The organism is Acinetobacter sp. YH12135, from assembly GCF_013418565.1.
In the GTDB taxonomy this organism is placed as follows: Bacteria; Pseudomonadota; Gammaproteobacteria; order Pseudomonadales; family Moraxellaceae; genus Acinetobacter; species Acinetobacter towneri.
In genome coordinates this window covers 74,628-87,505 of record NZ_VPBU01000013.1, presented here as the reverse complement: position 1 = coordinate 87,505, position 12,878 = coordinate 74,628, and the positions used below count along the sequence as shown (strand labels likewise).

Genomic DNA, 12,878 nt, shown 5'->3' with positions numbered 1-12,878 from the left:
GTGGCATTGGACCATCAGTCGCTGAACAAACAAGGATCGCACCATCCATCTGAGCAGCACCAGTGATCATGTTTTTAACATAGTCGGCGTGACCTGGGCAGTCTACGTGCGCGTAGTGACGAGTTGGGGAGTCGTATTCTACGTGAGAAGTATTAATTGTAATACCACGTGCTTTTTCTTCTGGTGCAGAGTCGATAGCAGCGTAATCTTTCGCTTCACCACCAAACTTACGTGCACATACTGTAGCAATCGCAGCTGTTAAAGTTGTTTTACCATGGTCAACGTGACCGATTGTGCCCACGTTAACGTGTGGCTTATTACGTTCAAACTTAGCCTTAGCCATGTTCATCTTCCTCGTTTACGTCGAACACAATGCTGAGTAAAACTCTGCCCCGACATATCGCCTAAAAAACTAGACACCTAATACTTGAAAAGCAGACTAATAAGCCTGCTTTTTGAAAATCTTGTGCGAATAATCGCTAAACTGTATCTGGAGCTCTTATCGAGATTTGAACTCGAGACCTCTCCCTTACCAAGGGAGTGCTCTACCACTGAGCTATAAGAGCGACAAATCCTTCGATGGAGCGGGAGACGAGGATCGAACTCGCGACATGCAGCTTGGAAGGCTGCCGCTCTACCAACTGAGCTACTCCCGCATCTATGTTGGTAATTACCACTTCTATCGAAGTTAATGGTGGTGGGAGAAGGATTCGAACCTTCGAAGCTTACGCGGCAGAGTTACAGTCTGCTCCCTTTGACCGCTCGGGAATCCCACCATTTTCACACTTACTCAGTGTTCGTTCTTTACTTAACAACTCAAACTCCCTAAGATGGTGCCGGCACACGGATTCGAACTGTGGACCTACTGATTACAAGTCAGTTGCTCTACCAACTGAGCTATGCCGGCGTTTCTTAGTGTTTCGTACGTTTCGTATCGGAACGGTGTGCAGTTTAGCAAAACTTGAAATCCGTGCAAGTGTTTTTTTCAAAAAAAACGCTAAAAACTCATAAAATCAATCCATTTGATGATAATTCAACCGCTTTGATCACTGCGCGAGCTTTTATTTGGGTTTCATTCCATTCAGATTCAGGATTTGAGTCCGCAACTAGACCTGCGCCTGCCTGCACATAGACCTTATTTTGACGAATAACACAGGTACGAATCGCAATCGACATGTCCATTTCGCCATGCCAGCCTAAATAACCAACAGCACCACCAAAAACACCACGTTTTACAGGCTCAACTTCATCAATAATTTCCATGGCACGAATTTTTGGTGCACCCGAAAGTGTCCCTGCAGGGAAAGTTGCCTGAAAAACATCCAAAGCATCGACATCGTCACGCACTTCACCTTGCACATTGGACACAATATGCATGACATGCGAATAACGCTCGATCACCATTTGATCAGTCACTTGTACTTTACCAATTTTGGCGATACGCCCGACATCATTACGCCCCAAGTCAATCAGCATTAAGTGTTCGGCAATTTCTTTTTCATCCGACAACAAATCTTGCTCAAGTGCCAAATCTTCTTCTTTGGTTTTACCGCGCGGGCGTGTACCTGCTAAAGGACGCACAGTGGCAATACCATTTTCCAAACGCGATAAAATTTCAGGTGATGAGCCGACAATATGAAACGGCTGATCATCGCCCAAAGTTTTGCCTTGTACCAAGAATAAGTACGGCGATGGGTTGAGATGGCGCAAAGCACGATAAACCTGTAACGGCTCACCATCAAAATCTGACACCATGCGATGTCCAGGCACCACTTGCATAACATCGCCTGCACGAATGTATTCTTTGACGGTATCAATGGTCGCCAAGAATTTTTCTTTGCCTGTAAGCGATTCAAAATGTGGTGGCGTATGTTTTTCTGCTTTTAGACTAATCGGGGTTGCTAAAATTTCTTCTAGTGCATCGAGTTGTTGTTGTGCCTTGTCATAAGCATCTGCCTGCGCTGCATCGGCATGCACAATTAAGAACAAGGTATCTTTTAAGTTATCAAACACGATGACTGTTTTAGACAACATCATCCAAATATCAGGCAAACCGACTGGATCTGCTGCAGGCACGTTTTTTAAACGCGGTTCGATATAACGCACTGCATCGTAACCAAAATAACCCACCAAACCACCTGTAAAGCTTGGCAATTCAGGCAAGTCAGCTTGCGTAGGCACTTTAAATTGCGCTTGAAAATCGCGGATATACTGAAACGGCTGTGCACAAGTTTGTTTTTCGATTGAACCGTCAGCATGTTGGATGGTGAGTTCACCCGCATTACAGGAGAAAACTGTAGATTCACCCAAACCAATAATTGAATAACGTGCCCAGTTTTCACCACCTTCTACAGACTCAAACAAATAGGCTTGTTGATGCTGCTTCAAACGTGCAAATACCGACAATGGAGTTTCGGTATCGGCCAAACGCTGGCGATATACAGGAATGAGGTTGTAGCCTGCTGCTTTAAGTTGTTCAAATTGAGTCAGAGTGGTCATGTGAAGCTCTCTATATTTCGATGTAGCAATGTTTTCGATAAGACGAAGTGAAGGACGGTTGTAGATTGACTAGCGTCGCCATCGAAATATGGGCATTACAGCCTGACTCATATTGATATCCTTATATAGCAATTAGCGTAAAATTATTTGATTTTTGAATCTTAAATATTTAACAATTCAGTTAAATTATCCACAATTTGTTGCGGCTGACAATTGGCAATCGGCTCACCATGATTATAGCCGTAGCTGACCACAATACAATCAATCCCCGCTCGACGCGCGGCTTCAACATCATTAGAAGAATCACCAATCATCAAGACTTGAGACTTCTCCACTTGATAATGTTCAACACAATGCAGCAATTGACGCGGGTGTGGTTTACGCTCCTCAAAGCGATCTCCACCAATCACATCAGCAAAATAGTGTTGCATCTCTAATGCTTCAACAATGGCACGAGCAGGTAGTTCAGGTTTATTGGTCACACAAACTAAGGTTTTTTGTTGTGCTTTTGCCCAGTCCAAAAATTCAATAATGCCCGGGAATGGTTGTGTGTCGATACACGGATCGGCATTATAAATTTCTAAGAAGGTGTTCAGTAGCTGTTGTTGCTGTTCAGGATGAACTTCGCCCATTAAGTGCGATAAGACACTATTGCAAAATACCGCAGTTCCCTTCCCCACCCAAGTTCGCACTTGTTCCAGTGTTACCAAAGGCAGTTGCAGTGCATTTAAACTCATGTTCATGGCGCGGTATAAATCTGTCGCAGAATCGACCAAAGTGCCATCTAAATCAAATAAAATGACTTGACGTGTATCAAGCTGAGCAATAGACATTCTTCCCCCTAAATGAACAAAGGCATGCGATCGCATGCCTTGATTGTAAAGCAAAGGCTGCTTATTTAAACAATAGCCAAGCCAAAACTGCCAAAATCACCAAGACAATCAGTGAAATCAAGCCAACAGAAGCATTTTTTTGCTGTTCTTTCTCTTGTTCCACACGAGAAACAGGCTCCTCGACAGGCACAGGTTTTGGCTCTGCTGGAACTGCATGAATATCCACACCTTCTGGAATAGGTGCTGGTTTCGGCACTGCCACGCCTTGCGGCATACCATCTCGGTTTAATTGAACAGAACTGTCACGTTGATTCAATTCAGGCATTCCCTGCTCATTCATTTGCTGTGCAGGTGTTTTTTCTGTTTGCGCTGTGACTTTTTCTGCAGTTTCAGCAACATCAACCGCATGCTCTAACTCAACCGCAGGCGCAAGTACCGAAAACTTTAAGCTGGCAAATTGGACGATATCACCTTCTTTAAGTAAGGTTTCATCGGCAATGCGTAAATCATTTACAAAAGTGCCGTTGGAAGAATTTAAATCTTGCACATACAGCGCTTGTTCTTTAAGTAAAAAAGCCGCATGTTTACGTGAAATTTCTGCCGATTGCAGCACCAAATCTGCACTTTGATGACGCCCCACCAACATATCACGGTCGATACTAATTTCTTGGCCAGTAAATTCACCGCTAATTGCTTGTATTTTCCAAGTCATAAATAACTTCTCTCGTGTGATTTGGCGACATCATAACATGCCCTCAACCACAATCTGCGCAGGATACGATTAAGGTGTAGCGCGAATTGTGGTCGTAGTGACTGTATTTTTAGTTTTGCTGACTTCCTGCTGCGGCAAAACTACGTTTTGGCGCTGTACCGCAGGCTCAATCGCAACAGGGGTGCTCACCACCGTTGCTGTGCGGTTTGCAGACACTGCTGATGGTAAGGTTTGATAAGTTCCTGTTTGCGGCGCAACTCGAGATACAGGCAAACGCTGCTGATAAACATCGCTAACATTCTCAGGCAGTTTAGCAAAGCTACCATCGGCATCCATTGCCAACTGAAGGCTATACAATTGGCTATAACGCTGCTGCGAAATACGGCGAATATCCTGACTATCTCCCACAATGGTTGGGTGAATAAAAATCAATAAATTACGTTTTTGATTAGATTGACCATCGGAACGGAATAAACGCCCCAACCCTGGAATAGCACCCAAACCTGGCACAGCCTGACGACTATAAACCGAGTTATCAGAAATTAAGCCACCTAAGACAATGGTTTGTCCGTGCTCGGCCAAAATAGAAGTTTTAATTGCGCGTTTGCTGGTGACTAAATCCTGCGCCTGACCTTTATTGGCTTTGACATCTGACACTTCTTGTTCAACTTCCAAGCGTAGTGTTCCGCCTTCACCAATATGTGGCACGACTTTTAAAGTAACCCCGACATCTTTACGTTCAATAGTGGTATACGGATTTGCCACACCACCATTGGTAGATAATGAACCTGTTACAAAAGGAACGTTTTCACCAACCACAATATAGGCTTCTTCATTGTCCATGGTCACAATAGATGGCGTAGACAATAAATTGGATTTGGTTTTTTCCTTCAAGGCCTGAATCATCGCACCATATAGCTTGCGTGAACCATCACGACCTTCACGATAATCACCCAACACCAATGACGTACCTGCACCAATCGCACTGCCTGCGCCTGCTGCACCACCAGTTAAATAGCCTGCAGCAACATTTTTTAAACTTGCACCAATATTGTCAAAATTAATTAGACCGATACCGCTGCTTAAATCGCCCAATGCCCACTGCACACCCAATTGGTCGGCATCGGTACCTTCCACTTCTATAATCGCAGCTTCAATCAACACTTGTTGACGACGGGTATCTAGTTGCTGAATGGCCGATTCAATTTCACGCATCAACTGCGGATCGGCTTTGACCACCAAAGCATTTTGCGAGCCATCGGCAATAATACTGACACCATTACCATTAAAACTGGTGATGTTGTTTTGATTGTTGCTATTCGAGCTGCCACCCAAATTAATACTTGGGGTGGAAATAGTCGATGAATTACCTGTGTTGTTATTGGTGCTGCTTAAATTACTAGCACTGTTGTTGTTACTGTTGCTATTTGCATTAGAGCTGCTGCTCACCGCCTGTCCTGAAACCAGACCTTGCAATATTTCTGCTAAATTCTGTGCACTGGCATATTTCAAGCGAAAAACCTTCAAACCACCCAAACGATCTGCCGCAGGCACATCCATCATTTCAATCATTTGACGAATGCGTTTACGTGTTGCGGTATCGCCTTTGATGATAATACGATTGGTACGGTTGTCCGCCACAATACGCACACGCGAACCTTTAACATCTTTCGCTGCCCCTGTCGAACTCATCGACTCAAGCAAGCCAATGACTTCTTCGGCTTGACTGGATTGCAGGCTAATCGCTTCAATGTCATTTTGCCCCGTACCATCTAGGTTACGAATAATGCTTTCTAACTGATAAATGTTACTGGCACGATCAGACACGATTAGAGCATTGGTGCCCCCGACCGCAGACAAATGCGCAAACTGCGGCATGAGCGGACGTAAAGCAGGAATCAGGTCATTGGCATTGGTATTTTCTAGCCAAATCACTCGCGTTACAATTTGGTCACCACGCGCATTTTGACGACCATCATAGGGAATGCCTGAGCTTTTTACATTGCTGTCAGGTACAAGGCGAATGGTATTGCCTGATGGTATTGCCACCACACCATTCACATTCAATACGCCTAAAAACAGGTCATAGACTTCATTTTTATTCAGGGCTTTGTTGGAAATCACCGTGACATTGCCACGCACACGCGGATCGACTGCAAAGTTCTTGCCCGTAATATCGGCCACTTCATTAATAAATGCAGTTAAGTCCGCATCACGTAAATTAATTTTCCAGGTTTGCGCATGACTTGCAGTACTCACCATTGCAACAAGCGGTGCAGCAGCCAGTAATGCCCAAAATGGACGCTCATGATTCAATAAAGCCATAATCTACTGTGTTTCCTAACCCTAAATATGTCTCTGCATGTGGTTACGATGCCGATCCATTTAAAAATTTTGTTGTATGGTCATCACTTGATCACCACGTTTTATTTCTAATCTCACTTGACCTTCACGACGTGCCTGTTCAAGCAATTGTGCATCGCTTTGCCCTTGCCCAACGTTTTGACCATTTAAAGACAAAATACGGTCACCTGGCTGTAAACCCAGTTTATTTCTTAAAGCGGCAGGCGTACGTGTAGTGACTTCATAACCATTGCCCGTATTTGCTTCAACACCCATCTCTTTTAAGTATTGTTCGCGATCTTCCTGTATGCGCTGCACTGCCTGTCCAATGGCATTATTCGGTTGTGCGGACTGCGTAGGTGCAGTTACAGGAGCTTGATTACCACTTGGAATTAAAGGTGCGATAGGTTGATTTAAACCATTTTCAATACCTTTAAACAATACTTCACGCGTCGCGCCACTGCTATGACGTAAAATCACCCGATCCCAGTAGACTTCTGCCAATTGGTACTGACTCAAATCAATCACATCACCCACACGGTAACGCTCTGCCACCTCATTCACTTTAATGACCGCAGAAGAAAACTGACTCGGCTGCCCAACCACTACACCTTGCAAAGTCATATTTAATTGATCATCGGCAGTGTTGCTGCGCCCAAGTTCTTGAAACAATGCAAAGGAGGTAATATTCGGGATTTGTGGTTGCTGTGAACCCAACTCCACCCGATCAATTTGCATGACTTGGGGCGGCGCAACAACCCACCAAAATAAACTCGCCAGTTTCCAACACAGATACAAAATCAAAAAAGCTAAAAATACTGGCGCAGCACGATCAAACTGCTTCCAGTGCAAATTCCCTAATCGTTCAGAGAGTGTACGCATTAGAAACCTCCTTTTAATAGAGGTTGGCGAGTGCTGATCACATAGGTATCTAAGCCCGCTTTGCCTTCATAAGAGGCGATATTCATCAATAAGCGTTGCGTGAGTTGCACATCTAGCATCAAGCTTTGATCAAGCGCAATATTCAGCATTTTTTGTTCACGTTGATCGCGAATATCAAATAACAGTTTGCCATTTTCATCGGACAAACTGCCTTTTAACGCGGGGATATTCATACGGTCTTGGCGCTGAGCAAAACGATACAGCAATTCACCACCCGCCCACTGCAGTTGTCCTTTGGCTTTGGTGAAGCCTTGCTGTTTTTTAAAATTCAAATGAATGTCTTTGAGTTGAATCGCATTACTTGGCCACTGCCAATCCACAATACTTTTTAAGGTTTCTGGCGCAACTTGCCCATCTAAAGATTGCACCAAGACGCTACCAAAACGATAGCCAACAATGCCTTCGAGTTTAGTATTGCCACTATGCACTTCAACATCGGCAGCGACACGCAATAAAACTAAATCTAAAGGACGTGTATTCCAACTTAAAGAACCACGTAACTGTCCCTTATGCCAATCGGCTTGCCCCTTCCAGATATTGCCACTCACATTATGTAAGGTCTGATTATTTTTATAAAATTTTGAAATTAACCACGCTGCTGGAATTTGTAATAACACAAAAAACAAAAATGCAATGAGGGCGAAAATCCACCACGTGATGTATTTGGGTTTCTTTATCATGCCACCACGACCAACCTTACTAATTTTTCTATGAATGACTTTTTATAACACTCACACATTATGCACACTTTTTCGGCGTCGCCAATTGATACAGATAAAAAAACCAAGCCGTATTGCTTGGTTTTTGAACTCTAAGTCAAATCAATGACAAATTGATGAAGCTTAGATTAGAAAATCTTCAAGTTTTGCGCCTTTTTCTAATTCAGCGACTAACCAGCGTGGTTTTTTACCACGACCAGTCCAAGTATCTGTAGAATTGATTTTGCTACGATAACGTGGCGCTACAGTTTTACGTGGGCTTTTCTTACGCTTGCTTTCGCCAACTTCCAAAATCTGCTCAATGCTTAAACCCAAATTGTCTGCAATCGCTAAAATTTGATTATAGGCATCTTCAATTGCTTGATCTTTTTTCGTGGCAATTAATGCTTCCGCTTCAGCTTGTAAACGCTTTAACTGTTCTACAGACAAATTGCTAATATCAGGCATCATACTTACTCCAAAAACTATGCTTTTTATATTCAGTTATTAAATTAAGCAGATTCATTCTATTTTTATCAAACTGAAGCGTCAATAAAAAATCTACTACTCTACATATAAATAACAGTCGGACATATTATGAACTGATTATTAAGATTTAATCAAGAATATGCTGTACGGTTTTTTCTATTTTATGAATACCCGCGCGTACATTTTCAGGGATTAAGGTTTTTTGCATATTGACGCGATCTACACATACAATCACCGCATCTGCCTCTGCCACCACCATTTGCTGTGCTTCACTGTGGATTAAATAATGCATACGCATGGCACTATTACGCAATTCTTCTACCCGAACGCCAATTTTTAAAATATCAGGATAAACCACAGGACGTATATATTTGCACTGATTTGAGGCAATCACAGTCAAAACATCTTGCTGTAAAATTTTTAAATGGTCTAAATAATATAAACGCGCACTTTCAATATAACGGTAATAGATCACATTATTGACATGCCCAAAAGCATCCATATCTCCCCATGCAACACGCTGCTCAAAAACAATTGGATAATCTGCTAGTGTTAACACAACTCACCCTTAAATTTTAATTTCGACAAAATTAGAATTATTTTCAAAGATTAAATTTAACTGTTTTAATAATTCAGGCTGATCTTTTAAATTAGATTTAACTCTTAAATAACTCATTAATACGTGTTCAGGATATAAATCCAGTAATTGCTCGGCTTCTGAATAACGCGCTGTTGCTGTAAAAATATGCCATTTGGCAAAACTAAATACAGGTAATGCAGGGTATTTCTGTTCCCACAGATTTATTTGCTTTTCAATTTTGGCATAATCAGGTTGTTGTTTTAACAACTGCTGTTGGAACCATAAATAAAACACTTCCTGATTAAACTGTTCACTCAACATCTGTACCGCAAGACGTTCATGTTGTGCGGCCAAATCAGGCAGACGCGACAATAACTTCAACCACAACACCTGAATGGCATAAGACTGACTGAAAATCTGCTCACTTAAATCACTATAACGCTGCTGCAAAGCCTGTAAATTTTCTGCATCAGCCTGCTCAAATTGGGTTAATAACTCAGTCAGCCACTTTTGCTTGGTGTCTGCATCTAAATGCCCGTATTTGGTCGAACGTAAATAATGCCAAGGATATTGCGTGGCAAATTCGCCCCACAAGGCAATTAAACGTTTTTGATAAGCCGTTTTGACTTTAAATAACCACGGCGATAATTCGTGCTGATTCAAAAACTCTAAATGCGTCAAAGCTTGTTCAGGTTGTTGCTGCGCTAAATAAATTTCAATACGCTGTATTTCTGCCAACTCAAACGCCATGGCACTGCTTTGATTTAAGGCAGCCAACGCTTGCGGATATTGCTGTTGGATGGAGTGCATACGTGCTTCCATCACTCCTTTGAGCAAACCTGACTGGGCAAACACCTGTCGAATAAACTGGTGTTGATCTTCTGCAGCATCTAGCAACCAAATGACCGCCAATTGCTCATATGGATGCAGATTTTTAAAGTTAAATACTGTTTCAACCTTACGCTGTTCACGGCTAAAATAGCGCTTTAACAACAACCATAAAATTTGTAGCGAAACACTAATCGACAAGAAAAAGAACAACAACAACCAAATATTGGTTTGCAATTGCCATTCGCGCCAATACACATAAACATAGCCTGAACCATGCCCATAACTCAGTACGCTCAGCAAAGCGACCAGTACAATACTGACCACCACATAGGCGAGTAAAATCTGTTTCATTTATACCGCCCCCAATAAAGCACGTGTTTTTAAACTTGGCGTTGGAACGATATTTAAATTTTTAATTTTTTCTAATTGCTGAACCAATTGCTGTGCTTTCTGATCAGGCAATTGTTGTAATAACTGAATAATGTCATTCACTTCTTGTTGATATTGCACATATTGACCTTGTATAAAGATTTGTCGAGCCAGCAATAGACGCAATTGTGCTTCTTTTAAAATAATCTGGCGCTGCATCAACTGTGTCGCAGGTTGCTTGGCAGATTCAATACTCAGCCATTTTTGCCAAAAATAACGATCATCGACATCGGCAGGGTTCAGCTCAGGTTGTTGAGCTTGCTGTTTTAATTGTTGATCTAATTGCTGCAACAACTGACTTACTTGTTGATATTGCGCATCACGTGTTGTTATGAATTGTTGAATTTGTTTCTGATCTTGCTGAATGACTTGGTGCAAACTTTGTTTCAAAGCAGGGGCTAAAGCATATTCGTTCAACTCACGATCTAAATTTGCCAGTTTTTCAGTCGCATAGTGAAATTGCTGTTGCTGTAAGGAAAATTCCACCAAATCCAATTGCTGCGCCACCATATCTACTGGTTGAATCGCATCTTCTTGCTGCACAGCGCTGGATACTGCGGACTGTTCTGGTGCATCTTGGGTGTAATTACGGCGCTGCAAAGCCACCAACTGATCATTTAAATTGGCATTGGTTTTTTCTGCAAGATGCAAACTTTGACTGAGTTGCTGTTGTTGCGCTGAAATTTGCATCACATCAAAACTTAATTTGACGATCCAGACCAAAGCGATCAACACCACTATCACAACCAGTTTTTTCATAGTTTTCCTTGCATACGCATCATTTGCTGCAATATTAATTCTGTTTTTAAATGGGTCAACTTGAATACGTTATATTTTGTATGATGCTGCGTTTGATAATCGAGCAAAATTTTCTCTAAACGATCACCCAATACCCAATAATGACCTTTGTTCAGTAGATCGAAATCCCGCTGAATTAAGCTTAGCCAGTTTAACCAACTGGCTTCACTGCTGATCATCATGATAAATTCTGAAGATTGTATTAAACGTGCGCGTACTGCCTGCATTTTTTCAATAGAACTGGCAGGACACTCCCGCCGATACAATACAAAATTATGGATCTGCATCCCCTGATCAAACAGTGTTTGCATCATAAATTGCCGTCCGCCCTCGCCACGCCAAAAGGCAATGTGTGTGCCGACTTTCAAATTTTGCAAACACGGCAAACTCAGCATCCCTTCGGAAGTTTCAACCTGCGGGACTTCGCTGTAAAGACCATATCCACGTAAAACTTCTGCTGTTTTCTCACCCACAGCCACCCAACGTATATGCTGCAAATCCTGCAATGATATTTGGCTTCGGGCTAAATATTGCATCCCAATATCGACAGCAGTCGGACTAACCACCACAATAATATGCGTGTGAGGCAACTGGGCATATAAATTAGCCAGTTGCTCCGACCACGGCTGTGCAGAAAGCTGCAACAAGGGCAAATCAATGACCTCAATATGCTGTTGTTGCAAAGCCTGAGTTAAGGCCTCTGCACGATCTTGAGGTCGGGTATTAATGAAGAGCATGAGCTTCTGGTGCAATATGAATTATTGATACAGGGCTTTGAGTAATTCGCCCGCACCCTGTGCCAATAAAGCTTTTGCCAATTCTTCACCTAGCATTTCAGCCTGTTCAGGTGCGCCAAATTGCACAGCTTTAAGAATGGTTTGCCCATCGACACTACCAACACGACCTTCAATCTGCAACTGACCATTCTGCAAAGTTGCGTAGCCTGCAATTGGCACCTGACAACCGCCTTCCAAGTAGGCATTAAAAGCACGTTCGGCACGTACACAGACATTGGTTTCGGCATGCATTAACGGCAAAATTAAATCCAACACCGCCTGATCTTGGCTACGACATTCCAGACCCAAAGCCCCTTGCCCAACGGCAGGTAAGCTCACATCAGGCTGAATGGTATGACGAATACGCTCTGCCAAGCCCAAACGCTTTAATCCTGCACTGGCTAAAATAATCGCGTCATACTGACCATCATCTAGCTTAGACAAGCGCGTACCCACATTGCCACGTAAATCTATAATTTCTATATCTGGACGTGCTTTCAAAATTTGGCATTTACGGCGCAAGCTTGAAGTTCCAACTTTAGCGCCCTGTGGTAAATCTGCAAAACTGGCATAGTGATTCGACACAAAGGCATCGAGTGGGTCTTCACGCTCACAAATGACCGCCAAGCTCAAACCTTCAGGCAATGCCATGGGTACATCTTTCATAGAGTGTACGGCTAAATCGGCACGACCATCCATTAAGGCGGCTTCTAATTCTTTGACAAATAAGCCCTTCCCCCCAATTTTTGCCAATGGGGTATCTAAAATTTTATCGCCCTGCGTGACAAAGGTCACCAACTCAACAGTTAAATCGGCATGCATCACCTCTAAGCGGGCACGAATGTGTTCAGCCTGCCATAACGCAAGCGGGCTTTGTCGAGTTGCAATTTTCAGGGTTTTCATCATAGTGGCTAAGCAAGATAAATAAGTTCATCTAAACTTAACCTG

At 42.7% G+C, this 12,878-nt stretch carries 13 protein-coding genes and 4 tRNA genes; all 17 read right to left on the bottom strand.

Annotation, left to right across the window (positions count from 1 at the left end; genetic code table 11):
* Positions 1–343 (bottom strand): GTP-binding protein (locus tag FTU70_RS09135; protein WP_257222558.1); only part of this gene is annotated, 343 nt, incomplete at its 3' end.
* Between the two features lie 148 nt (positions 344–491).
* Positions 492–566: transfer RNA gene (locus FTU70_RS09130), tRNA-Thr, on the bottom strand.
* A 14-nt stretch (positions 567–580) separates the two neighbouring features.
* Positions 581–656 (bottom strand) — tRNA-Gly (locus FTU70_RS09125).
* A gap of 36 nt (positions 657–692) precedes the next feature.
* Positions 693–776: transfer RNA gene (locus FTU70_RS09120), tRNA-Tyr, on the bottom strand.
* Between the two features lie 55 nt (positions 777–831).
* Positions 832–907, bottom strand: a tRNA-Thr gene (locus FTU70_RS09115).
* Positions 908–1,005: 98 nt separating this feature from the next.
* The gene (gene trpE / locus FTU70_RS09110) at positions 1,006–2,499 is read right to left on the bottom strand and encodes an anthranilate synthase component I (protein ID WP_104852931.1); all 1,494 of its coding nucleotides are present in this window, start codon (positions 2,497–2,499) and stop codon (positions 1,006–1,008) included.
* A 161-nt stretch (positions 2,500–2,660) separates the two neighbouring features.
* The gene (locus FTU70_RS09105) at positions 2,661–3,332 is read right to left on the bottom strand and encodes a phosphoglycolate phosphatase (RefSeq protein ID WP_004975764.1); all 672 of its coding nucleotides are present in this window, start codon (positions 3,330–3,332) and stop codon (positions 2,661–2,663) included.
* A 61-nt stretch (positions 3,333–3,393) separates the two neighbouring features.
* Entirely contained in the window at positions 3,394–4,044 is a 651-nt protein-coding gene (locus tag FTU70_RS09100) for an FHA domain-containing protein (RefSeq protein WP_179996500.1), read from the bottom strand.
* Positions 4,045–4,113: 69 nt separating this feature from the next.
* Positions 4,114–6,369, bottom strand: coding sequence for a type II secretion system secretin GspD (gene gspD, locus FTU70_RS09095; protein ID WP_104852930.1), 2,256 nt, complete (start codon positions 6,367–6,369; stop codon positions 4,114–4,116).
* A 60-nt stretch (positions 6,370–6,429) separates the two neighbouring features.
* Positions 6,430–7,269: a type II secretion system protein N gene (locus tag FTU70_RS09090; protein WP_167845711.1), complete on the bottom strand. Its 840-nt coding sequence runs from the start codon at positions 7,267–7,269 to the stop codon at positions 6,430–6,432.
* Positions 7,269–8,009, bottom strand: coding sequence for a type II secretion system protein N (gene gspN, locus FTU70_RS09085; protein WP_096901906.1), 741 nt, complete (start codon positions 8,007–8,009; stop codon positions 7,269–7,271). Before gspN ends, FTU70_RS09090 begins: the two co-directional genes overlap by 1 nt.
* A 162-nt stretch (positions 8,010–8,171) precedes the next feature.
* Complete coding sequence (locus tag FTU70_RS09080; RefSeq protein ID WP_004975751.1) at positions 8,172–8,498, bottom strand: H-NS family nucleoid-associated regulatory protein; 327 nt, start codon at positions 8,496–8,498, stop codon at positions 8,172–8,174.
* Between the two features lie 145 nt (positions 8,499–8,643).
* Positions 8,644–9,075, bottom strand: a complete 432-nt coding sequence (locus FTU70_RS09075; protein WP_096901909.1) for a thioesterase family protein — start codon at positions 9,073–9,075, stop codon at positions 8,644–8,646.
* 9 nt (positions 9,076–9,084) lie between these two features.
* On the bottom strand, positions 9,085–10,278 hold the full coding sequence (locus FTU70_RS09070; protein WP_178865958.1) for a heme biosynthesis protein HemY: 1,194 nt from the start codon (positions 10,276–10,278) through the stop codon (positions 9,085–9,087).
* A complete protein-coding gene (locus FTU70_RS09065) occupies positions 10,279–11,115 on the bottom strand; it encodes a hypothetical protein (protein WP_180060486.1) in 837 nt (278 codons plus the stop codon).
* Entirely contained in the window at positions 11,112–11,891 is a 780-nt protein-coding gene (locus FTU70_RS09060; RefSeq protein ID WP_180060485.1) for a uroporphyrinogen-III synthase, read from the bottom strand. The genes FTU70_RS09065 and FTU70_RS09060 overlap by 4 nt, the downstream gene beginning before the upstream one ends.
* Positions 11,892–11,912: 21 nt before the next feature.
* On the bottom strand, positions 11,913–12,833 hold the full coding sequence (gene hemC / locus FTU70_RS09055) for a hydroxymethylbilane synthase (protein WP_180060484.1): 921 nt from the start codon (positions 12,831–12,833) through the stop codon (positions 11,913–11,915).
* Between the last annotated feature and the right edge of the window lie 45 nt (positions 12,834–12,878).